The organism is Sphingobacterium sp. UBA2480, from assembly GCF_002341965.1.
GTDB lineage: Bacteria > Bacteroidota > Bacteroidia > Sphingobacteriales > Sphingobacteriaceae > Sphingobacterium > Sphingobacterium multivorum.
The window spans coordinates 95,892-120,428 of sequence record NZ_DDPA01000009.1 but is presented as its reverse complement, the minus strand read 5'-3'; the positions used below and the strand labels follow the sequence as shown (position 1 = coordinate 120,428).

General features: G+C 38.7%; 21 protein-coding genes. 4 read left to right on the top strand and 17 right to left on the bottom strand.

Features of this window, described 5'->3' with window-relative positions:
- Window positions 1-32 precede the first annotated feature (32 nt).
- From B3600_RS21170 to B3600_RS21145, 6 genes are all read right to left on the bottom strand, one after another.
- Window positions 33-1,037, bottom strand: a complete 1,005-nt coding sequence (locus B3600_RS21170; RefSeq protein WP_201639455.1) for a glutathione synthase — start codon at window positions 1,035-1,037, stop codon at window positions 33-35.
- Between the two features lie 13 nt (window positions 1,038-1,050).
- Complete coding sequence (locus B3600_RS21165) at window positions 1,051-2,883, bottom strand: flavohemoglobin expression-modulating QEGLA motif protein (RefSeq protein ID WP_053003900.1); 1,833 nt, start codon at window positions 2,881-2,883, stop codon at window positions 1,051-1,053.
- Window positions 2,873-3,652, bottom strand: a complete 780-nt coding sequence (locus tag B3600_RS21160; RefSeq protein ID WP_112374378.1) for an N-formylglutamate amidohydrolase — start codon at window positions 3,650-3,652, stop codon at window positions 2,873-2,875. Before B3600_RS21160 ends, B3600_RS21165 begins: the two co-directional genes overlap by 11 nt.
- Window positions 3,653-4,478: 826 nt before the next feature.
- On the bottom strand, window positions 4,479-5,759 hold the full coding sequence (locus tag B3600_RS21155) for a Glu/Leu/Phe/Val dehydrogenase dimerization domain-containing protein (protein WP_286754302.1): 1,281 nt from the start codon (window positions 5,757-5,759) through the stop codon (window positions 4,479-4,481).
- The gene (gene hppD, locus B3600_RS21150; protein WP_070569291.1) at window positions 5,731-6,858 is read right to left on the bottom strand and encodes a 4-hydroxyphenylpyruvate dioxygenase; all 1,128 of its coding nucleotides are present in this window, start codon (window positions 6,856-6,858) and stop codon (window positions 5,731-5,733) included. Before hppD ends, B3600_RS21155 begins: the two co-directional genes overlap by 29 nt.
- A 31-nt stretch (window positions 6,859-6,889) precedes the next feature.
- Window positions 6,890-8,047, bottom strand: a complete 1,158-nt coding sequence (locus tag B3600_RS21145) for a homogentisate 1,2-dioxygenase (RefSeq protein ID WP_070569289.1) — start codon at window positions 8,045-8,047, stop codon at window positions 6,890-6,892.
- Window positions 8,048-8,364: 317 nt separating this feature from the next.
- Here B3600_RS21145 and B3600_RS21140 point away from each other — a divergent pair, with 317 nt between their 5' ends.
- On the top strand, window positions 8,365-9,339 hold the full coding sequence (locus B3600_RS21140; protein ID WP_286754301.1) for a fumarylacetoacetate hydrolase family protein: 975 nt from the start codon (window positions 8,365-8,367) through the stop codon (window positions 9,337-9,339).
- 10 nt (window positions 9,340-9,349) lie between these two features.
- Window positions 9,350-10,249: a flavin reductase family protein gene (locus B3600_RS21135; protein WP_286754300.1), complete on the top strand. Its 900-nt coding sequence runs from the start codon at window positions 9,350-9,352 to the stop codon at window positions 10,247-10,249.
- Window positions 10,250-10,354: 105 nt separating this feature from the next.
- Here B3600_RS21135 and B3600_RS21130 read toward each other — a convergent pair whose 3' ends face one another.
- The 10 genes from B3600_RS21130 to B3600_RS21090 form a co-directional block, all read right to left on the bottom strand.
- Window positions 10,355-11,869, bottom strand: coding sequence for an FAD-dependent oxidoreductase (locus B3600_RS21130; RefSeq protein ID WP_286754299.1), 1,515 nt, complete (start codon window positions 11,867-11,869; stop codon window positions 10,355-10,357).
- A 79-nt stretch (window positions 11,870-11,948) separates the two neighbouring features.
- On the bottom strand, window positions 11,949-13,466 hold the full coding sequence (locus B3600_RS21125) for a polyamine aminopropyltransferase (RefSeq protein WP_204990760.1): 1,518 nt from the start codon (window positions 13,464-13,466) through the stop codon (window positions 11,949-11,951).
- Entirely contained in the window at window positions 13,459-13,677 is a 219-nt protein-coding gene (locus B3600_RS21120; RefSeq protein WP_286754298.1) for a DUF350 domain-containing protein, read from the bottom strand. Before B3600_RS21120 ends, B3600_RS21125 begins: the two co-directional genes overlap by 8 nt.
- Window positions 13,678-13,690: 13 nt before the next feature.
- Window positions 13,691-15,109, bottom strand: coding sequence for a hypothetical protein (locus B3600_RS21115; RefSeq protein WP_286754297.1), 1,419 nt, complete (start codon window positions 15,107-15,109; stop codon window positions 13,691-13,693).
- A 3-nt stretch (window positions 15,110-15,112) separates the two neighbouring features.
- A complete protein-coding gene (locus B3600_RS25645; RefSeq protein WP_112374385.1) occupies window positions 15,113-15,472 on the bottom strand; it encodes an S-adenosylmethionine decarboxylase family protein in 360 nt (119 codons plus the stop codon).
- A gap of 81 nt (window positions 15,473-15,553) precedes the next feature.
- Window positions 15,554-17,311 (bottom strand): aromatic amino acid hydroxylase, encoded by a 1,758-nt coding sequence (locus B3600_RS21110; RefSeq protein ID WP_286754296.1) that lies wholly within the window; start codon window positions 17,309-17,311, stop codon window positions 15,554-15,556.
- A gap of 133 nt (window positions 17,312-17,444) precedes the next feature.
- The gene (gene tyrS / locus B3600_RS21105; protein ID WP_286754295.1) at window positions 17,445-18,644 is read right to left on the bottom strand and encodes a tyrosine--tRNA ligase; all 1,200 of its coding nucleotides are present in this window, start codon (window positions 18,642-18,644) and stop codon (window positions 17,445-17,447) included.
- Between the two features lie 239 nt (window positions 18,645-18,883).
- Complete coding sequence (locus B3600_RS21100) at window positions 18,884-19,723, bottom strand: hypothetical protein (RefSeq protein WP_286754294.1); 840 nt, start codon at window positions 19,721-19,723, stop codon at window positions 18,884-18,886.
- Between the two features lie 228 nt (window positions 19,724-19,951).
- Complete coding sequence (locus B3600_RS21095; protein ID WP_046675658.1) at window positions 19,952-20,371, bottom strand: SH3 domain-containing protein; 420 nt, start codon at window positions 20,369-20,371, stop codon at window positions 19,952-19,954.
- Window positions 20,372-20,383: 12 nt separating this feature from the next.
- Window positions 20,384-20,890: a BON domain-containing protein gene (locus tag B3600_RS21090; protein WP_070569274.1), complete on the bottom strand. Its 507-nt coding sequence runs from the start codon at window positions 20,888-20,890 to the stop codon at window positions 20,384-20,386.
- Window positions 20,891-21,125: 235 nt separating this feature from the next.
- On the opposite strand from B3600_RS21090, the gene B3600_RS21085 reads away from it, so the two are divergent.
- Both B3600_RS21085 and B3600_RS21080 read left to right on the top strand, forming a co-directional pair.
- Window positions 21,126-22,229, top strand: a complete 1,104-nt coding sequence (locus tag B3600_RS21085; protein WP_286754293.1) for a DUF695 domain-containing protein — start codon at window positions 21,126-21,128, stop codon at window positions 22,227-22,229.
- A 61-nt stretch (window positions 22,230-22,290) separates the two neighbouring features.
- On the top strand, window positions 22,291-22,914 hold the full coding sequence (locus B3600_RS21080; RefSeq protein WP_286754292.1) for a murein L,D-transpeptidase catalytic domain-containing protein: 624 nt from the start codon (window positions 22,291-22,293) through the stop codon (window positions 22,912-22,914).
- Window positions 22,915-22,918: 4 nt separating this feature from the next.
- Here B3600_RS21080 and B3600_RS21075 read toward each other — a convergent pair whose 3' ends face one another.
- Window positions 22,919-24,418, bottom strand: coding sequence for a hypothetical protein (locus B3600_RS21075; protein WP_286754291.1), 1,500 nt, complete (start codon window positions 24,416-24,418; stop codon window positions 22,919-22,921).
- Window positions 24,419-24,537: the final 119 nt, after the last annotated feature.

Below are 24,537 nucleotides of genomic sequence, written 5' to 3'. Positions count from 1 at the left end.
CTACAACACAGTCTTCCTAAAGTCAACTCTCATCAACCTCGTTCCCTGAAAGCAACCCTCTCCGCTATTTTTTTTATAATAAGCGCCGAAAAATCCTCTTTTACAATTTCTTCCGTCTGGCATAATGCCCCCGGACTAAATACATTGATTTCCATAATACGATCTCCCACCACATCCAAACCGACAAAATACATTCCGTCTTGAACTAATTTATCTCGGATCTTATCGACCATAACCAATAACTCCGGTGAAATAATGGCTGCTTGGGTCTTTGCGCCTTGATGCACATTGCTCCGAATCTCGTCCCCTTGTTGTACACGATGAACAGCAGCATATTTACCATTGATCGAAATAGGTTCTCCATTTAATAAAAAGAATCTGATATCACCGCGGGAAGCTTCCGGAAGATATTCCTGGCCAATCACATAACCATCCCGGGCAATAGCCTCTACCGTTTGCTTGAGGTTTTGCTGATTATCTTTATTGATTAAAAACACGTTTTTACCGCCGGAGCCCTTCAAGGGTTTTAAAATAATAAGTTTATTCTGTTGTTCAAAAAACTCAATGACATCGGTATAATTTCGGGTTACAATTGTTTTCGGTCGAATAGATTCATCAAATCCCTCAAGATACAACTTATTACTAGCCCGACTAAGGCTATCTGGATCATTGATAACCCATACACCTTTTTCTTTTAGGAGAGCGGCAAATTGTAGGGCCGATGCTGCAGCCCAAGGTCGGTTAACCATATCCAGGACTGGGTCAAATCGTAGCCAGACCACATCCATATCTTCCAAAATCATTTTAGTTTTTTCCGTTGTGCGCAATACCTCCATGAGTTGATTAGCAGAAGTAAGCATCTGATCAGGAAGTACTTTTCGTACATGGGCGGCAATATAGGCTGACTCATAGTAGAAATCGGCCAAGCCAATATAATAAATTTCATGCCCCATTTGATGGGCCTTCAACGCCAAAAGGGTCGTCGTGAAACGAGCAGTTTCTTTATGGGTTTGGTTGATCACGAATGCTATCTTCATATAAAATATCTGATTACTGAATCATTTGAAATATTCCATTACTTTTTTTGAGGTGTAACAAGGCATCCTTGTATGGATCCATTAGATACCTTGGGATTAGGGTCGGGGCTTTCAATACCCCCTTTAACATAAGTTCTTCTACGATTGGTATATAATCTTCGCGGATTTTACCCATCGTCAATAGGGATAGATCTCGTCCACTCTTGATATAATTGGTCAATTCGATTAAACCACTCAAGTATAATGCATCCTTGGTAAGCCCACCACTTCGATAGACCCTCATTGTCATTTGAAAAGCTGTTTCTGGCAAAAATTGATACTTGTCTACCAAGACGGAAAATGTATCAATAAATGAACCGCCTTGCTGCATCTGATGGACAGCGATAACTCGGCCTGCCAGAATACGTAGTCTATTATTTGTCAGGCCCCCTACCAAATATTCAGCAAGTACGGCGAGGCCTTCCTGAAGTTTTTCATAACCGGGAACTCCTAATCGAAAGAGACTGAACGGCTGTTGCTTGCCGTTATAGTACGTAACGATATGTGTACCGACCTCATGTTGAATCAGTGCCTTGACCCTATTCCGCGGCAAACTATACTGCTTACTTATATTGAGTACACCTTGATTGACCATCACACCATAAATATCATCCCGTAGCCTCACTGTGGTGCCAAAGCTTGGATCTTGGTTTTTCAGATAATCGAATTCTTCCTGGGCAAGCTTGGCAAATTCCTCGGCATAGACAATGTCCTCTTCTTTCGTTCTCACTTCTCGATCCGTTGTTGTAATTGTCAAAATTGCTTGTGCCTTTTCTAGTAATTTTTCATTGACAGTACCAAAGACCTGCATGCTGCCCAACAAAAATCCTTCTTTTCCCCGCTCACTCAGCATGGTCATCATCTGATCAAGCTCCTTGCGTTTATCACGAAACAAATAAGCAATGGAAGGATCAAATAAATCTTCGATATGCAAGTTATAGAGGTTTCTCTTGATAATATCTGGATCAATGGGCATGGGTCTATATCGAAAAACAGGGGTCTTTCGGTAATTTCCTTTCTTGAATTGCTGCCAGGCATCATACGAATTTGTTGGCGTAACCAATAATAAAAAATCAAATCGTTGGCTTTCCCGTGCTAATTTCTGATCAATCTCCCAAGCTAAAGGAAGCATCTTTTTAGGCTGGCTTATTTTAAATGCTGTAGGTTTAGATAAGGTATGTATGCGAATGAATTCAAAGAATGTTTTCGACAGACTCCTGGATATGGCCTCACGGAAATGACGCAGATCAATCGGTAAAATTTGCTGATTTATCCCTAAAAGGTATTTCGGTTTTATCTCCAGCCCCATATAAAATATATTGGTGTTCAGGTTATCCAACTGTACGCTCGAAGGAGATAAACTTTGCGTTGCATTTGTTTTGGAATCTGTCAGTATTTCCACGTTGGAAATCGATTCTTCTGTGAGCAGTTGCTTGCCTAGATACTGGGCGATAGCCTGTACATTTTTCCGCGCAATATGAATTTGGATATCTTCCTCCTGTGCCGGATCTGCTGCCCAAGCCTCAATAATCAAACAAGCACCAAACTCTTCGACAAGTTGATTGAGGATTGGAGCGATCCATTCCGAAACATTCATCTGCGGATCTCTTACCCTAAAATAAGCTGGTTCTGATTTAACCAACTCTGCCAGCATAGGATCTTGACTGAAAAATTGTCTGTATAAAAACAGATAAGGAACAACTTGATTAAAGACCAGTTTGTTTTTTGGGGGAATCTGTACGTGGAAAACCTCCTTATTTTTGATCATTTTTAAAATGCCAGCAAGTTGTTTCGCATTATCTTTCATAGGCAAAATAATTTTCCAGTGTTCCAATGCTGTGCAAGAGAAGTTGCTTATACTCCTGAAGCTTTTGCGGAAATACTTCTCCGGTCCATTCGTCCATGAAGTCTTTCCGAAATTCGATAGAAAAAATACAGCCCTTATCGCCAAACTTATCATTCAAATACGCAGAAAGGAATCCGCCTTTAAATTTCACATTCTCACGTACGTCGTAAACTTGTCCATCTTTTCCAGTCTGTAGTACTTCCAGTACCTGATCAGTCAGCATTCGCCATTTTTCGTGATTATGTTGTGTCCCAATGTTGATTTGAGGGTCGGCGGCATTATTCACACTAGTTTGAGGTCCCCCGCGACGCATATTATAACTATGAATATCATACACGATAAAATAGCCATAACGATCAATCGTACGCTGAATCGCTTGGCTTATTTCCTCATACATACTATCATAGGCTGCATACAGCTGATCTTTTAGTTCATTGGGTAGATCTGTTCGCCATACCTGTATCCCCCAAGATTGCTCAGGCAAAAGATAAATAGCATCTTCTCGTTTTCGATTAAGATCCAATTGAAACCTGGAAGTTCCAGATACAAATCGATTACAAGGTAATTCCGCCAAAATAGCTGTATAAGGATCCTCTTCGCGTAATCGTTCCTCTTCTGCAATATTCATGTAGGGCATCAAATGCGCATCGACCTGATGGCCATCATGAATGGCAAAAGCCCAAAATGGGCTATCGTCATTTTCAAATTGATAGCGATATGTTAAAGACATGTACCTTTTTTTTTAAACAGTTTGCGTCAAATAGACAGCATGGATTGCTGCCCCTTTTGCTTAGATAAACGCTTATGAGCAATAAAAGGTTTGAAAATTAAATGGATTGTCCTGCAGAATTAGAGGCTCCCCTTCTTGTCCGAAAAGCAGCTGTTAAAAATCGTTAAACAGCCAACGGATTCAGCACATTGGCATCTTTCTTGAATATTGTTCAATAGTTTCATAAATTTAGGTTAATAATTTAGTTAGTTTATAAAAAACCTGTTAGTCCCCGCTAACAGGTTTTTTATTTCCCCTAAAAAGAAAACAAAATAAATAGTAGTACACTTTATTGAAATTCAACAGTAAATAGTCAAAAAATGTTAAAAATTAAAAAAATACACAATCAGCTGAAACATTTTTTGAACTTACTACGTTATATAGGTACTTTTCATAAATTTAGGTTAATAATTGGTTAGGAAGACTCCTGTTGCTCCCCGCTTCAGGAGTTTTTGTTTATCAACACGTTAAGACAAATACAAAACAAAAGAAATCATTGAGAGCATCAGTTTTTGAAAACTGTACAACGAGTTTTTTTAGTCTACGCTGTTTTGATCTCTCAACTAAACTTCAAAAAAATCGAATTTCAGGCAGAAATTTTAATAACAAAAAAATGACAATATGTTCATGCTAAGAAAATAAGTTTTGGCATAGGTATTGCACTGTTTTAAGCATTCATAAATTTAGGTTAATAATTGGTTAGTTAAAAACACTTGAAGTTCCCCGCTTCAAGTGTTTTTTTTTATAGCGTTACGGTAAAAGCAAATTAGAATTCAGCCTCTTACGGTTAATTCCCGGCTTCTACCAACTGTTTTAATGCAATTTCATATGCTCTCGATGAAATATGAGTCTTTTCAGAAGAAACCGACCTAATTTTCTTTAGTGCTTCAAAAATTACGCTGGAAACATCCGAAAAAATTGCATCATCACTGATTTCGATATTCCGTTGCATTAAATAAGCAAATACTCTCGCCATACCACAATTGGCAATAAAGTCTGGTATAACCGCAACATGCTGATCTGCGAATTCCATCACAGGACCATAAAATATCTCCTGATCTGCAAATGGTACATTGGCACCTGACGCGATCACCTCAAGCCCATGATTTATCAGCTGTTGGATCTGATCTTTTGACACTAAACGGGAGGCCGCAGCAGGCACAAAAATATCCGTTTCCAGACTCCATATTTCTTTCTGTATCTGATCGAAAGAAATCAAATCCGGAGAACAAAGCTCATTGCCTTTGCGTTCTAAAAGCAAACGGGTAATATCTTCCTCTCCAAATCCTTCCGGATTGATAAGTCCGCCGACGCGATCAATTATACCAACTATTTTTACACCAAGTTTAGACAGATAAAATGCCGCTGCGGCAGCAACATTACCCCAACCTTGAATTACCGCTCGCTTCCCAAAGCAATTTTCACCAAAAAGTTGATAATAATGACGAATTGACTCTGACACCCCATAACCCGTGATCATATCTGCCACTTTGTACTTACGCTTCAGATCCGGACTGTAGGAACTATCCTCCAATACTTTGGAGACCCCATAACGCAATTGCCCAATTTGATGAATACGGTTGCTTTCATTCACCTTAAAGTGACCATTCAAAATCCCTTCTTGAGGGTGCCATAGTCCATATTCTTCCGTTAACGGAATGACATCATGAATTTCATCGATATTCAGATCTCCACCGGTTCCATAGTAGTTTTTCAATAGCGGTGTGACAACTTTAAACCAACGTTCCAACACTTCATTTTTCCTTGGGTCGTGTGGATCGAAATCAATTCCAGATTTTGCGCCCCCTATTGCAGGTCCAGATACCGTAAATTTGACCTCCATTGTTTTTGCCAAAGATTCTACCTCATGCCTGTCCAATCCAGCCCGCATTCGGGTACCTCCGCCGGCGGCACCTCCACGTAAGGAATTAATAACAATCCATCCCCTGGCATCAGTTTCACTATCTTTCCATTCGAAAACAATTTCAGGGCTTTTATGCTCAAAAGCGCCCAATAATTCCTTCATCCCTTCCATACTGCTATAAGTTTCCTCGGCGTTCTTGTTCACGTTCAATTGCTTCAAAAAGAGCCTTAAAATTTCCTGCGCCAAAACTTTGTGCCCCCTTACGTTGGATGATTTCATAAAATAAAGTTGGTCTATCCTCTACCGGTTTTGTAAAAATTTGTAGCAAATAACCTTCTTCATCACGATCAACTAGAATGCCCAGTTCTTGGATAATCCGTATCTCTTCATCAATTTTTCCAACTCGCTCGGGCAACATATCGTAGTATGCTTCGGGAGGAGCACCCAAAAATTCTACTCCCCTTGCTTTAAGTTCCCGCACGGTTGCCACAATATCTTTGGTTGCCAGAGCCGCATGTTGTACACCTTCACCCTCATAAAACTCAAGGTATTCTTCTATCTGCGATTTTTTCTTTCCTTCGGCAGGCTCATTGATCGGAAACTTCACAAAGCCATTTCCGTTGCTCATCACTTTACTCATCAAAGCAGAATATTCTGTATTAATCTGCTTGTCATCAAAAGATAAAATATTGACAAAGCCCATTACATCCTGATACCATTTTACGGTTTCATTCATCTTATTCCATCCGACATTACCTACGCAATGATCAACATAAAGCAGTCCGGTTTCCGTCGGATTGTAATCGCTTTCCCATTTTTCATATCCTGGCATAAATGGACCAGAATAATTGCGGCGTTCAACAAACATGTGAACTGTTTCGCCATAGGTATAAATGCCTGCTGTCCAAACTTCTCCATTTTCATCCTTCAGAAGTTGTGGTTCCTGATAGACTTTCGCTCCTCTATTTGTTGTTTCTTCAAATGATTTTCGTGCATCATCGACCCAAAGAGCCAATATTTTGACACCATCACCATGTTTTTTAACATGCGCTGTTATAGGATGGTCAGATTTCAATGCCGTGGTAAGCACTAAACGTATTTTATTTTGTTTTAACACGTAGGATACACGGTCTCGAACACCTGTCTCCGGTCCGGCATACGCATCCGACTGGAATCCAAAAGCTGTTTTGTAATAATGTGCGGCCTGTTTGGCATTGCCAACATAAAATTCAATATAATCTGTGCCATTAATCGGTAGAAAATCTTGCGCTTGGGCAATTTTTTCTGCAAATGTATTTGCCATAATTTATATAAAGGTTATTCGTTTATTTTTCCTAACTCATCCAAGATTTATAATAATCTGGATCTTCTATATCGAGTGCTTCTTGGGTCAACATCAGTGGTCGAAAAGGATCGATCATCACGGCCAACTCCTCGGTTTTCACTTGCCCAATGCTTTTTTCCACCGTCCCTGGATGAGGTCCATGGGGTATACCACCTGGATGTAACGTTATCTGTCCCCTTTCCACAGATTTTCGACTCATAAAATCGCCATCCACATAATATAGGACTTCATCTGAATCTACATTACTATGGTTATATGGTGCTGGAATCGAATGCGGATGGTAATCATACATACGAGGGCAAAAACTGCATAATACAAAATTGTCTGTTTCAAAGGTCTGGTGAACGGGTGGTGGCTGATGCAATTTGCCTGTTATCGGCATGAAATCATGAATCGAAAATGCCCATGGAAAATGATAGCCATCCCAACCAACAAAATCAAATGGATGGCTCCCATAAACATACGGATAAATCATACCCTGCTTCTTGATCTTCACTTCAAAGTCACCCAGTTCATCAAAAGTTTCCAAATTTTGAGGTACCCGAATGTCCCGCTCAAAAAAGGGCGCATGTTCCATCAATTGACCAAATTCATTGCGATAACGTTTGGGCGTACGTACAGGAGAAAATGATTCAACAATAAACAGTCGATTATCTTCCTGTTCAAATTCCATTTGATAAATCGTTCCTCGGGGGATTACCAAATAATCTCCATACTTGAAGGAGATACTCCCATATCCAGTCCTGAGTTTTCCCATCCCCTGATGGATGAAGACAATCTCATCTGCCTGGCTATTTTTATAAAAATAGTCATCCATCGACCGACGGGGAGCTGCTAAGGATATATGTAAGTCCTGATTAACCAACACAGGGGTCCTGCTTTCGAGGTAGTCATCTTTTGCCTGTACCTGAAATCCCTTTAGACTGGTATGTTTAAGATGTTTGTCGCGGGCAATCCGGGGAGACACATCATAAGGCTCGCTGATTTGTTTAACGAGTGTGGGTGGATGACAATGGTACACTAAGGAATAAAGACTGGAAAAACCATGTGTGGATACTAATTCCTCGGCATAAAGCGTGTTATCGGGCTTTCTAAAAACAGTATGTCGCTGCATTGGAATTTGCCCTTGTTTAACATAAAATGGCATAATTCTACGATTTAAACGGTTATAAAATTAAATGAATATCCAAATTGCCAATAGAACTATCGGCAAGTAGTAAAAGGGAAGATTAGTATTGTGCAAAAACGATATCAGCTATGATTGCTTTATTAAAAGCAACATAGGGCATGGAGGACGCAAAGCGATGTACACCACGATTGATCATTTTTTATAGTTTATAATGCTTTAATAAAGGTAAGAATATTTTTCTATTTTCAAGAGAAGAAATATTTTTTTCAAATCTTATACAATATATTTGTGTCGAATGCTAACAACATTGAATAACCAAATAGAACACTTCATATATGAGAATTGTCACTAGCACTAAAAATGGTCAACAAGAATTGGGCATTGTTATAGACGACCGCTTTTATAGTTGCTCAGTCATCGATCAAAACCTTCCCACAACGATGTCGGACTTCCTCAAAGGTGGCGAAGAGACCATGAATCAGCTACAAATCCTTGAAACAGCTTTGCGCCGCGGCGCTATAAACAGGCCCTATCATCTACTAGATGACATCCAACTCATCGCACCCGTGCCGCAGCCAACATCTTTTCGTGATGCTTACGCTTTTCGACAGCATGTCGCAACCTCGAGAAGAAACCGCGGATTAGATATGATCCCTGAATTTGATGAATTTCCCGTTTTCTATTTCTCCAACCATCAGTCCATACAAGGACCTGGCCCCGTTCGATGCATGCCCCTGCATTTAAATCAACTGGATTTTGAACTAGAAATTGCAATAGTCATCAATAAACCGGGAATAAATATTCCCGCTGCGCAGGCGGATGAGTATATTGCAGGCTATATGATCATGAATGATTTTAGTGCCAGAAAACTTCAAATGGAGGAAATGAAATTGAGTTTGGGCCCTGCCAAGGGCAAAGATTTTGCAACAGCAATTGGACCTTACTTGGTGACTAAGGATGAATTGGAACCTTATAAAGTTCAACCTGCAGCAGGACATATTGGCGACTGTTATTCGCTCAATATGACTTGTAAAGTAAACGGCACGCAAGTCTCAGCGGGCAATTTTGCGAGCATGCACTGGACTTTTGCAGAAATTATTGAGCGGGTTTCCTATGGTGTACAACTTTACCCCGGTGATATAATCGGCTCTGGAACAGTCGGAACAGGTTGCTTTCTTGAGCTCAATGGTACCGCACGCATAGCGGATCCTAATCATAAAGACCAGTGGCTCAACCTTGGCGATGAGATTGAACTCGAAATCACGGCGCTCGGAAAACTTTTTAATTCTATTGTATTATACCACTCATAAATATACGGATATGACCTCTTCCTTTGAAACCATCACCTTTGAATCTGTTAAAGACAAAGCGATTATAGATAATTTAATTAAATACGCTGTTGCACCGCGACCAATTTGTTTTGCAAGCACGATCGATAGCAATGGAAACATAAATTTAAGCCCCTTCAGCTATTTCAACCTGATGTCCCATCAGCCGCCCATCTGTGTTTTCTCTCCATTGCGAAGGATGCGTGATGGTAGTACCAAACATACATTGGATAATATCCAGGAGGTTAATGAAGTTGTCATCAATATCGTTAACTACGCTATGGTCCAGCAACAATCCCTTGCCAGCACCGAATATGCCAAGGAAATAAATGAATTTGATAAGTCGGGTTTTACGCCTATCCCCTCTATTCAGGTGGCACCACCGCGTGTAGCCGAATCGCCAGTCCAGCTGGAATGCAGGGTCAGAGAGGTTGTCGCATTAAGCAATGAGCCAGGAGCTGGCAATCTCGTTATCGCCGAGATCCTCTATATGCATGTTCATAAACACTTATTGGGCGAGAACAATACCATTCAACAAAAAGATTTGGATCTGGTAGCAAGGCTCGGTGGTGATTGGTATTGTCGTGCAACCGACGAAAACTTATTTATTGTCCCGAAGCCCCTCCGTAGCTTGGGAATTGGCATAGATCAACTTCCAGAAAAAATTAGATTTTCGAATGTACTAACTGGAAATCACCTGGGCTTGCTGGCTAATGTTGAAACACAACCAACATTAAAAGACCCACAGCAAGAAGATAAATACTTCAACTATCTGAAGCTAAACTTCGAAGATAGCCCATCAAAATTCACGCAAAAAGTTCACGAATACGCTGCCCAACTATTAGATGCAGGCAAACTTCATGAAGCGTGGCAAATCTTATTAATGGGATAATATTAAAGTATCGTAGAATATAAAGATATTTCACTTTCCTTGTGTTGTAATAAACATATGGAAAGTGAAAACTCAACAGACAATTAGATTTGTCATAATGCGCACTTAACTAAAATCGGCAATCAGCTGATCTACGGCATCTAAACCTTGATAAAAAGCTTCCTCAAAAATCGAAATTCCGCTTAAATCGGAGTGTGCAAAGTATACTTTGCCCTCAATCGATTTTGCTAGTTCAGTACGCGCTTGTGAAGTCAAAAATCCCTTGACTGGGCTAATCATACCATGCCCATGTCTAAATATTTCCATACTAATAATCTCCTTCTCTATTCCATAGTGAGCTTTTTCAAGATCAGTTAAAATAAAGCTCTTCCATTGTTGATCCGTCCAAGCAAATAACTGCTTTCTATTTTGTTTTAAATCGCCATCTCCTAAACTGTGATAATAACTAATTACAAATGGACTATTGAATTGCTTTAGGCTTTGATGCTGATCGTAAACGTATCCTAAACCATGCCCCTTATAGATGATATTCTCCCAAGAAAGAGGTACACCATCAGTGAAAGGAAAGCGACGCAAGACAATCGTAGCTACAATCCAGGGCGCATAATGAAATTCCCTAGTTATTGAAGTTCTATTCGGTAACAAATACTGGTTGACGAATTGGGGACAGCAATTTATAATACGGTCTGCTTTTATAACTTTCGTAATTGCTTTAGCTACGTCATATACAGAAACTTCTACTTTCTCGGCTTTGAAGTCAATCCGAAAGGCCATATTCTTATTCAAGACTTTTCCTTTGACATATTTTTTGAGATGAGAGGCCAGCCGCCCATTTCCCTCTTGCCAAGTCAACACCAGATCCTGATAGTCGTCCCAATCGTGCTTGCGACTTGCAAAATAATGTATCCCTGCAAATGCAGAAGTACACTTTATTCCAGTACCATAGTCATCTCGGCAACAATAATTTACATATTCCAGAAGAGCTTCGGTATGATATCCCTGACTTTTCAGCCAAGATAGCATATCCTGCCCATCAAGAACCGTTCGATCATGGGTCTGTGAAGCATTACGCATGGGAATATCAAATACATATTTACCATCGGCACCTTTCAACTTTTTGAAATCTTGCATTTGCCGAAAGAACCGCGCAAGTTCTGCGGATTCAGCATCCGAAATCCCATAGCTGGGCACAATTCCCTCCTGCCATACATTATGAATAAACAGTCTTTCATGCGGTGCAAACGAAAGCTGTTCTTCATCAAAAATGGGCTTGCCTGTGCTAGTCCATTCTTTTATAATTCCCGATTCTTCCAAAAATTGAAGCAGTTCCCTATTGGAGGCATTGGGAATAGGAAGATAATGTGCACCCAAAGGATAAGCACTATGTGCATTCTGACCATTCCGGGCATTTCCTCCAACCTCATCTTCTAAATCCAAAAGGATGAAATCAGAATAGCCCTTCTGTTGTAGACGATAAGCAGCTGAAAGCCCAGCTATGCCGCCACCCACAATCAGGATGGGTACTTCCATTACTTCGGTCGAAGCGGGGAAATCCGGAAATCGAAGCCGGTGCCCCAAAATATGATTGGTTCCCGTTAGCTGCAGAAAAATATGGTTCATTTTCGTTCGACAGGCCTGTAAGAATTGAGCACCGAGCGCCAATAAAACTGTAGCTTTGAGAAATCCTCGCCTTGATTGATTAGATTTTACCCCATTCCTCATCAAAATACCGCACTAAAATTTGATTATCCAATCGATTTATTTCTACCTTTTCCGTTGTACGCATATCAGCTGGAAAATTTGTCAATTCTTCAAACTTATAATTATAATAACGAACTTTATCTACACGGCGACGTAATTGAGTAAAGCGTTGCTGCATATTCATAGCGAATAAACAAAAACCCCACTCTCCAAATGACGGTACATAAGTATGATATGCAATATTATTCGGAAAAACCGAACCGATGGTCTCATGTATACACCAATAAGATTTGGGAGCGAAATAGGGCGAAGTTGTCTGTACCGAGACCATGGTGTTATCTGTCATTAGAGCTGCCAACGTTTGATAGAAGCTGTTGGTGAACAACTTCCCTAAACTATAATTAGAAGGGTCTGGAAAATCAATAATCATGACATCATATTTATCCTTTGCCGACTTGGCCCATATAAAAGCATCCTGATTGATGACAGTTACCCGAGGATCGTTTAGCGAACCTTGATTATACCGAACCAACAACTCATTCGTCTTAAATAATCTTGTCATTCCTTCATCTAAATCGACCAACGTTACCTTTTTGACTTCATGATATTTTAAGATTTCCCTGACAGCAAGCCCATCCCCTCCTCCAAAAACTAGAACACTGGAAACATCTTTAGCCATGGACATGGCTGGATGCACCAATACTTCATGATAACGATATTCATCTTTCGTATTAAATTGTAGATTATTGTTTAGGAACAACTGATAATCACCTCTATTTTCTGTCAAGACTATACGCTGATAGGGCGTAGAATGTTTGTAAATAATATTATTCCCATATAATTGGCTTTCGGAATACTTCAACAGATCATCTGAATAAAAAAAAACGATGGATAGCAATCCCAAACAAGAAACAGATTTTATCTTTATCCAAATTGGATTTTTCAATTTTTTTGAAAGGTAGAACGATAAAAATACACCAACCAAGATATTGATAATACCAAAAAATAACGATGTACCCATAACGCCAAGCTTTGGGATAAGCAGTATAGGAAATAAAACCGAAGCGATCAAAGCGCCAATGTAATCGAAGGCAAAAACATTGGAAACTAAATCTCTAAACTGTATTCTATCCTTCAAAATATTCATGAGCAGTGGGATTTCCATTCCACAGAGGCAGCCTGTCAGAAACACGAAGAAATAGAGCACAAACTGAAAATGTTCGATCTGCTGGAACATCAAAAACAAAACGACCGAACTGCAACCACCAATAAGTCCGATCATCAATTCAATATCGATAAATCGATCAAATAAATTTTTGGTAATATACTTTGCCAAAAACGATCCCACCCCCATTGAAAACAGGTATGTACCAATTATAAATGAAAACTGCTTAACAGAATCTCCCAATAGGTAGCTCGCCAATGCGCCAGCAACCAGCTCATAGATCAGACCACAAGTCGCAATGATAAACACTGCCAATAAAAGAAATATGGGCAGATTATTTCTCTTACCCATGTATTGCTGCAGCTATAATTATAGATATTCCTAAAATAAATGCAGCAAAAACAATCGCCAAGGCCATATTTTTGTTCTGTACAATTTCCTCCCAGGATTTTTCCGGGGTTAAACGCTCAATAATCCAATAAGCCAACAACAATACAGCTATCCCCACAATTGAGTAGATTAATGAAGCTGCTACTCCTTTATAAAATAATTCGTAATTCATGTTTATATTGTTTTTATTTATGACCAGAACCGTCTTCATCATAATATGATCGGTAGTAATGTCCTCTAGAACCCGTATAGGTATGATCCTCCAATGTATTTGTGCTGATTGTTGTTTTACAACTGGTCGACGAATTAACAAGGACTGTTATTACAGTAAACGCGGCAACAAAAATGAATAAAACAAACCCTAAACCTCTAAATTTTAAAATACTAAAAAGATTTACGTGATCAAGTCTTATAAAAAAATCTTTATTTTTTAATTCTGAGGACCAATAGCGGTAGACCCACAATAAAATAATCGCTCCTACCAAAAAGGAGATCAGGAGAATGTAGCTTGTACCTCCATAAGTTAATTTATAATCCTCAGAGAGCTCGACATCAAGCGCCATATCTCGGGAAGCATTGGATAACGATGTTACGAAAACAAGATGATAAATACCGGGCTCCACACGACAAAAATCTACAGTCAATCCTCTCGCATAATTAATATCATTATATTCATGTACAAAAGAATTTGTTTGGATCACTGCATTTGTTTTTTCATTTACCAGCTTAATCTCCAGAAAAAGAGGGTAATTTTTAGATTCAGATATACCTTCAAGCAGCAATGTTTTTGAAACCTCTCCTTTTAATTCAAAAGATGTCCCTATAAATTCGCTACTGGCTTTCTTTACCTTAAACGTTTCATCAAAAGTATAGACATCACTTCCGATCTGTTTAAAATTTAATGCAAGAAAGATGGATGCTAGTAATAAGACCAAAATAACCCCAAGTTTCTCAAACTGTCGCCCTACAAGGTCACTTTTGAATTTATAATCTTTATAAAAATCAAATAGACTAAAATATGACTTCTCGTCAATATAAGAACCTTGATAGTATTCGATATCATCGTCTATAAACTCCTCTGAAATAAAACGATCTTCATCTATCGTTCGAAGATAGGTCTTGACAGTAGATTCAGCATCTAAATCTTCAAACACAAAACCTTCGGCATAGATGACGCGCTGGCGATCTGTATATGTTAAATCATAATTTCCTCTCTCGAATTTACAAAGGCTATCGGGGGTAACGATCACCTTTTTCTTGGAAATAGCATGTAGAACACTTGTATAATCAACACCATCGGCTAAATAAATCGGATTTTTATTACCATTATTTAATCCTACATATTCATTGCCATAAGCCCCTGTTGTCGTAAGTCTAAGAATTTTGGTTATAATCCTATAATTCATCCGTTTAAATTGAATGGATTCATTCAATTTAGCCCATTGCAAGATTTTGGGAACTTCAAACTTTTTGACAAACGTCAGCGTTGCCAGTGTTGTACCTTTAAAATAACTATGGCAGTTGACACATACAAAACCAGAGAAATCCGATACATCCACAATAAATTTATGAACATGGCCACAGTCAGCACAAACAACTTCCATATACTATCTATCTACGACTGTTTCGTTAATAACAATGGCATTAAAATAGTCCTTGAAAAGACGGCCTAATCGAAAGACTTTATCACTATTATCTTTCAGATAGTTGCACAAATAAATATCCAATGTGAGTTGTCCAAACTCAGGCCACGTATGGATACATATATGTGATTCCATTAAGCAAATTGCAGCTGTAAATCCTCCCCCCTGAAAAGTATGCGTCGAAGTGCCAACAATGTTTAAATGATTGACCTTAATCTGATCTTTCGTAAACTCCAAAAATGGATCCAAACTAGTTAATAACAATACGTCCTCAACTTGCAAAGTCAAAAGCAAGTGTCTCCCGGGAGTATACTTATCATTCATTAAAAATAATGCGGTTAATTTTGTTTCCGCAAATATAGAAAGTTTTACATGATTTACGATAATAATCCACAATCATCTAACCTAGTGATTATTTAAATCTTCCTCCTTAGCAACACGTAATCCATCATCAATCAGTTTTTTCAAATTTGGATATAGGGTAATAAATTCCAAGAGCCTCTGTTCGGCCTGAGTAGATAATTGCTCTTCATCATTAGCCCAGGCAATTTCAAATAATTCAACCAAACCTAACCAGTGATCGGCATTTTCCGGTCCCAATTGACTGAAAATCTCCTGCCATACTTTCTGATCAAAACCGTTGTCCCGCAAATTCCGTATCGCAGCATGACAATTCACTAGTTTTACATCTTCCGTTTCGGTAGGTATTGTAGATAGATTCTGATCCAAATGCTCTTCCAGCGCATCATAGGCATCTTTATCTGCAGCGCCTGCAAATACAGATACTATTTCCGCTCCGACAGCCATATCATATGTCCCCCATTCAGGCTTAAAATACACCTCTTCCCTATCGTTACGGTAAACCTCACATCCTGTAAATGAAATCAAAACAATCTTGCCCAATTGACGTACAATCTGATGAACAATTCCTGATACAATAATCCCAGAAGCAAAATTTAACGAACACTGCCGCCCTTCCGCTATACCATATTGAATCAATGTTGTTTCATCAAAATCGGCTAAGTTACGATCGGCACCTAGCAAGTGTCCCACCGGAGAGCCAAACCCTTCGCTATGATAATTTATACCATGGCCTTCAAGTTGTTTACCCGCTACAGCCAAAGCTGTAGGTCCTTGTGTTTGAATATAAGAGAGATTTTTATCCGCGTTGGCCAACTTAAAAACGCCCGACACCTGCAAACCGGAACTATATTCCACAGTGCAAACAGCTTTACAGTCTATTGCCTTGTCAAGGCTCTGTTTGCCCCCTACGCGAAAAGCCATGGTATCAGCAAATTTATCCAATACGAGCTTTAGGTGTTCAAAATCCGGTGTAACAAATAGCTGTGGTTGTGGTTTGGTAATATCATAAGGATATTCGATTGCATTTAAACCATACGCCAACTTAGGCACATCTTCCTGCATGCAGCTTGCGCTTTCTCCAATGGAAGACAGTAAACCAGCTCCATAAATTTGGGGGTTATGAAGATCTCCAATAAGTCCGTATTCCACAGTCCACCAATGCAACCTGCTCAACAATGCCATCTCCGAAGGCTCGCCCATATTATCTTGAATGATCTGCAAATTTTTCTCTGCTTCCGCCAACTCAGCCGCCGTTGTTGTAGCGTGTTCTTTTAAAATAGATAGGTGACGAATAGCTTCGTAGAGTTCAAAATCTTTCCCCGAAGAAAGTGCCTTTGTACCAACCTCCCCAAAATACTGCAAGTAGGTCGCATAATCTGGCTCACCGATTATAGGTGCATGTCCAGAAGATTCGTGAATAATGTCTGGTGCCGGTGTATATTCGATATGTTCCAATTGACGTATGTCTGCAGCAATAACAAGTACGCGATGGGCCTGAAATTCCATAAAAGCAGCCGGCGGAATAAATCCATCCACTGTCACTGCCCCCCAGCCAATTAATTTTAGACTATCGTTCATGTCCTGTAGGTTCGGGATGGTCGCAATGGATAATCCCGCTTTCTTCAATCCAGGAATATAGGGGTAATAGGCTACATCTTTTAAAAAAGAATAATTCTGACGCATGACATAACGCCACAATGCTTGATCCAGCGCGGTGTAACGTTCATATCGTTGGGCTACTACATAGCGTTTCAAATGTTTGGGCAACCGCTCCAAAACAATGTTATTATATGTTTCCATCTATAATTGGTATGAAAATAAAGTATGAGACTCCTATATGAAGGTAGAAATTATTTATGGTTTAAGAAAGAATCTTTACGTTAATTTACGGCTTTTAACAAAATATTACAAAAGTATACCCTCACAAACCTTACTAAATAACTTTAAAATAAGTTCTTTTTCCTAATTTAATTTTAAAACACAGGTTCAAGTCAACCATTAGCTCCGCATTCAGCTGTTTTATCGTATCAATCTGCACCGCACCGCCTATAATCAATCTTCGCATAGCTGACTTTGTTCCCCCCTTTAGGAAATGACATAGATCGACCAGCTTAACTTGTTCACCAAACTGGTCGCGCAATAGTTGACCCGATACCTCCTCAAAGACCTTTTCTTCCAATTTCTTGCGCTGAAATTGCCTGACAAAATAATCAACAGCACTGGTCGCAAACTCGTCGCCATGGTATTGAGCAACTAGATTCTGTGCAATAAGTTTCTTAATTTCCATTGGATTTTCCCCCATTTCAATACGGGTTTTCATGCTAAGTTTGGTTTCCTGATTGAAATCAGTAGTCAAGTCAATATATTCCGGAATTAAATGATCAGGAATAGACATGGTTTTACCAAACATTTCATTCGGCTCGTCCAAAAGACCAATCGTGTTGTTTAATGATTTACTCATTTTTTCTTTTCCATCCAGCCCGCGCAATAACGGCATACACAGCACGATTTGCGGATCCTGTCCAAATGATTCCTGCAGCTGCCGGCCCATCGCGCAATTGAATAGCTGGTCCGTTCCCCCCATTTCGATATCGCTATTGACATGTACGGAGTCAAAGCCCTGCAATATCGGGTAAAGCAATTCATGCATGGCTATTGATTGGTTTTCGTTAAAACGCTTATTAAAATCATATCGTTGCATCAACTGTGCAACAGTGACTTTCGATACCAGCTGGATAACAGCTGCAAAATTTAATTGATCCAACCAGTCTCCATTAAAAACAATTTTCGCTTTTGAAACATCAATAATTTTAGACAGTTGCGCAATGTAGGTTGCCGCATTGTGAGCGATCGCATCCTGGCGCAAAGGCTTACGGGCTTTATTTTTTCCTGTAGGATCGCCGATACGGGCTGTAAAACTACCAACGAGGATCACGATTTCGTGCCCCAGTTCCTGAAACTGCCGTAGTTTCTTTAACACTACAGCGTGCCCTAAATGAAGATCCGGAGCTGTTGGATCAAAACCAAGTTTTATAATCAGTGGTCGGTTCTTTTCTTCAGCCTCCTTCAACTTCGATGCAAGTCCCTCCTTCGGTAAAATAATCTCGATATTTTCTGCTAACTCTTTTAACATGGTGTGATATAAAATAAAAAAAGCCCGAACGTTATGTTCGGGCTTAGCTATAAATAATAATTGAATTTCTTAATTTAATAGGCATAGGGGTCCCGAACGATTATCGGGCGATAATAATTAAAGAAAAATGGAAGACGTAATATGTTGTTCATTTTCTTCATTGTTTGACAAAGGTAGCGCTATATTTTTTAAATTCAAAAATATTCGCATCCACACTTGCTTGGATATGCATTTTTAAATTATCCACCCGTATTTTTACCCATCAATTTTCCCGCTCCATTATAAACATACTTTTCTGTATTCCCTTTATCCTTTTTCTCCACGACCTTTTGCACTAACAATGAATTCTTAAAATACTCATGGTAAAAGCAGTTATTAACGCTATATTTCCGCTCAACAAGATTATTATTCTGATATAGATCCGTGTAATCAATTTTAGCTTTCCGATAGGTATGTTTTAGTAATTGACCATTGGCATCAAATGACTTTGATTCCTGTACCTGACCACCACAATTCAATTTGGCACTGTACATCAACGTATTGTCTAATCGATAGTCGGCTCTGGTATGGTCAAAATCATTTTCAACCGTGTAATAATTATCAAAAAAGACTTTTGTCACTTTTTTACCCCTATTGGCAGCTCGGTAGAATACCGTCTTTTCCTGACTGATTTTCCCATTCTTAAAATTACGCTGCACACTTGAACTATCCGTTATCATATATTGAAAGTCTGGCAAGGCAGCAGATCTCACATTCATTTGCTCCAGCACACCATGCCGTACGATAACATCACCGGTACGCCCATCTTTTTCAATTTTAAAATCACCGTCGACAATGCCATCCTGATTAATGGTAATAAATGCATTGGAAAGTCCCATAAATTGATTCTTCTGCAGAATATATTTACCCTGTTTCAATTTCGTCTCCTTACCTTTTTCTAGTATCCGGATGGTATCCTTTGGATATTCCGACAAATGCAATTGATAACGATCTTTGTCCAAGCGAACATACTCTTGCGCAACTCCCAACTGAACAGCTAAAAACAAGCATAATAATAGGATAAAACGTGATTTCGACATAATGTAATAAAATTGTTGCAATTATAGTAATACAATTATTACACCAAAAATTAAAGTACAGTTGATTTTCCAAACAATTCCCCAATACGATAGATGCTGTAGTACCCTCATATTGCAGAACAGACAAGCTTAATCGTGAAATGAAAAAAGGGGAGTTATTTATCAATAACTCCCCTTTTTTCAAAACCAATTCGTACTGGTACCCATCGTATGAATAACATTCGAGAACTAAACAGACTCTAAATATTGTGCATAACAATACCCTTCTTCATTATCTTTGGTTCTGACCAACCACCATTGATCATTAGCCTTACTAATCAATGTGATGATTTCTCCTTTAGCAGCTTTTCCCACGATAGGCTGGTCTGTACCGGGACCTTTTCGAATGTTCAAATTGCTATTTTCTGTTATAACTTTCACCTGGCTTCCGGGCACTTCTGTAGCCACATCTACATTTAAGACCACATCTCCGGTTTGGAAATTAGGATCTATATTACCGTAGATTTCCCAGAGCTTATTTTTCACATCTGCTGTTGGTGCGGTACCACGAATTTGTAATACGCCATCCATTTCGGCATAGTTCAAGTCATTTACACCTGAAGACTGTGCCGTATCTAAAAGAACCTTATATTTTTCCTGCAATGACATAATTTCACTAGTTTATTTTTTGACAACAATACCGCTTAAATCTACTTTTTTGGGATTTAAGTTATCCAAACCTTGTTTTAAAGTAATTATCTTAGCTTGCTCCAAAGTACCTGTAACTGCGATCACACCGTCCTTTACACTGGCCTGTACTGTAGGAAAATCCTTCATAAACGTATTCACTGCTGCGCCAAGTACCGCATCATTATTGGATACCTCAATAGGAGCTGGCGTTGAAGACACTGGTGCGCTAACGATAATATTGTTTTGAATAGACTTGACGTCTTTATCACCTGCTGTTTTAGCAATCGATTCCACTTGTTGCTTTTCTTCTTCGGAAGCAACTGTACCACTTAAGATAACTTTCCCTTTTTCAACTTCAACGTCGACTGTTTTACGCCCCGTGAGTGCATTTTCGATCTTTTCTTCCAACTTATCATCAGACAAACCTGATTTGCATGCCGTGAAGGAAAGTACAACCGTAGTTGCCAATAGACAAAATGTTAATTTGCTCAATTTCATAAGACCAATTTTAATTTATTAATTCCAACAATAATCCTAACAAACTCCCTACACAATTGTTTGTTCATTTTTTTTTAAACTTAAATTCCCTTGCCGGATCGTAATTATATAATTAAATTTAGGAGCAGAGGTATTCATGATGGTTTCATTCGGATCATTTTCTCCGCTACGGTTATAAAAAACGCTTTGAGTAACAGATACGCACGTTGATTATTCAATCAAACAGCTATTAATTATGGGATTTTTGAACACTATTTTTGGTAAAAAAGAAAATAAAAAGGACAGTATAACGGATTTTTGGGATTGGTTTAAAAAAAACGAACAGGCATTTTTTCAAATCGTCAAGGCTGGAGAACAAATTGATCAGCATTTTTTCAGCAAACTTTCGCCGAAGATCGATGCTCTTCGTAAGGAGCTATATTTCCTAACGGGAATGTACGACAATAACACTGCAGAACTTGTGATCACCCCAGACGGTGCCATCAAAAACATTGCGTTCGTAGAACATCTGATCGCTTCTGCCCCAGCATTAGCGCATTGGAAATTTACCGCATTAAAACCCGCTATTGCGGATATGGAAAAATTCAAAATCACGATGTATGGCTTCACTTTTGACATCAAGGATATGTTTTTTTACCCCATTCAACATAAATACCATCCGGATGAAGTTGATATTGTTATTGTTCACCCCGATTATACGGAAGAGCATAAAGCCAATATTTCCCATGGGATAGAAATATTTCTCGACAATTACATTGGTGAATTGAACTCGATTATAGCTATAGACAACCTAAATGTAACCTCAAAAGAGCTTGCAGCAGAAGAGCTGATTCCACTACTTAAATTAAAAGACTATTTGATCTGGCGGGAAAAGGAATTTGTGGAAAAATATACCGACGTTAGACACCTAACTGCAGATGATACATACACCGCTTTTGAGGGCACCCTGGAGAATGACTTACCCATATTTGCCATCATAAATACGACCTTATTAGACTGGGATGGAAAAGCTTCTCACCCCTGGATAGTTACATTAAAGATTAGCTATGACGGAACGGCAACCAATGGTATGCCCGATCAGGAAATCTACGATTTAATGGATAAATTTGAAGAAGAATTAATGAACAGTCTTCCAAATGATATTGGATTTCTTAATATCGGTAGAGAAACCGCCGATAGTCTAAGGGAAATTTACTTAGCTTGTACAGAATTCCGAAAAGCCTCACGAACGATTGATCGATTAATCGAACAATACAGGGAAATTCTTCAAATTGATTATAGCATCTACAAAGATAAATACTGGAAAACCTTCGAACGATTTTATAAACAAATAGAATAGGCTTCTTGCACAACTGACATAAGTTCTAACAAAAGTACTTGATGAATTATGCTTTATTTATGTGAATAAAATCATTCTTTTGATTATTATCCTTGGCATTGGCCTTATCACATACAAAACCATTCAAAGGAACACGCTTTTGGCCGTTGTTGATAAGGAAGAAAATGCCCCTTCAGACTCTTTCCGCTATACGATGGCAATAAAGGAAGTAAAAAAACGCATCACAAACAACAAAACGTACAATAGTGACATATCCTTTCTCTTGGATATGAGAAGACCCTCGGGAAGAAATCGTTTTTTTGTCGTCGATCTAACAACAGACCGGATTCTTGATCAGGGCCTGGTGGCCCATGGATCCGGTTCCGAAACCGGAAAAAAGAACCATTTGCAATTCAGCAACACGGATAACTCTCATGCGACGTCGCTAGGTAGCTATGCTATCGGCAGCTCGTATAATGGGAAATTTGGAAAGGCGTATAAATTATATGGCTTAGATAGCTCCAATAGCAATGCATATGCTAGAGACATCGTTCTACACAAATATGACCGCATGCCCTACGATGAACAAGTTGATCCAGTATGTCTCAGTGAAGGATGCCCTATGGTAAACGTCGAATTCTACAAAAGACTACAGGACCTAATTGATTCCTCAAAGAAACAGATCATCTTACATATCTATTACTAATTATCTATATATCTTCTTTCATCAAACGCAATAAAACCTGATAAGGATTTTGAGACATAACGAGAGCCTTTAGCCAAGCAAGAAAGCCCATAACAAACAAATCCTTATTTTCCTCATTTTTTACCAGAGCTTCAACAGCTTCCCGAAAGGATTTCACTTGAATAATTGTAGGATTTAAAAGATATTTCTCCACCAATTTAACAAAATCAATCACTCTATTTTCCTTTACATTCAGTAAGTATTTTTTATACCTACCGACAAAGCTTTTTAATTTCAAGGTTGCCAAATCGATATGTTTGAATTGGATATGGATCAGAATTTCAAGCAGACTCTTCCGGATCGTCCACAACATGCCCATTTTCTTCTCGTACCAAGCATCTGTTCGAATCAACTGTCGAAGCTCAATCAATGCTGTTTTATCTTCAAATTGCGTTAAAAACATCACTAAACACAACTGTAAATCTGCAAGATCAACCTCGTTTGATTTTGCTGGCGCTTGTTTAATCCCCGCCCTTAATACGGAAAGACCTTTTATTCCATCGCCGAGGTAATGGAAATTCAATGCCATCAACAAATAGCACCGCAACTGAAACTGGGCTCGAAAAACCGCGTTTCCTTGGCATAAAACTTCTTTCAAGCGTTCTAAATACACCATGCTTTCGTTGAAAAATCCATTCCTCAAATTAAAATTGGCCAGATAGTACAAAATATGAAGATAATAAAATACGTGATGCGCCGATTGTTCATCATACTTCATTAAAAAATTGTCTGCTGTTTTTAAAAAAGAACGAACCAGTGTATAGTTTTGATGTATTGCGGCATACTCATTTGCAATGTACAGAAGTTGATAGAGTGATTTAAATGATAAGAGATCATCCAAAGAAATACGGTACTTGCTCAGCGTACTCAAAATCAACTTATTGAGATCAATTATTTTTGCTTTCAAATGAATAGCCTGCAGTTCAGAACGTAATAGTGCATAAGCTATCTGAAATTTAGCCTCCCGCTGCAACTTTTGCTGATTTTCGGTAAAACGATCGATGAGCAATTCCAAATTGACAGTCAAATCTAAATGGGCATATTGTAGTCTGATTTGCAAGATTTCATTCAGCAAGCTAAACTGTTCAAGAACAAGAGCCTTTTCCTCAGCCCGTTGAAGGCATTTAAATCCAATCTTGATGAACTCGCTTTCCAATAGAAAACGCCCCACAACAAATAATCGCAACGCCTCGTGAGCCTCACTGTTGTCTCGTTCAAAAACCTTATTTGAAAGAAAAAACAAAAGACTATCATGAAGCCTCTTTCTCAACGCGTGATAAGCATCCCGATTTTTAATGGGGTCATATAACTTTTTCAGCTTATTTATATCATCAGTTTCTATAATCTCAAGTAGCTTGATATTTTTCACATCATTACGCTTGTTCTTTCGTTTCAAAAAGGCTTTAAAATCCTTAATATCATCTTTATTCAATAATAACATCAAATCTGATATCGCGTCTGCCATAGCTTAAATTTAGAATTAAACAAATATATTAAACAAAATTATATCGTCAGTATTCTTATAAAATCAATTTTTAAAATAATCAGCTACTGTGGATATTTGAATCATAAAACAACAACAAA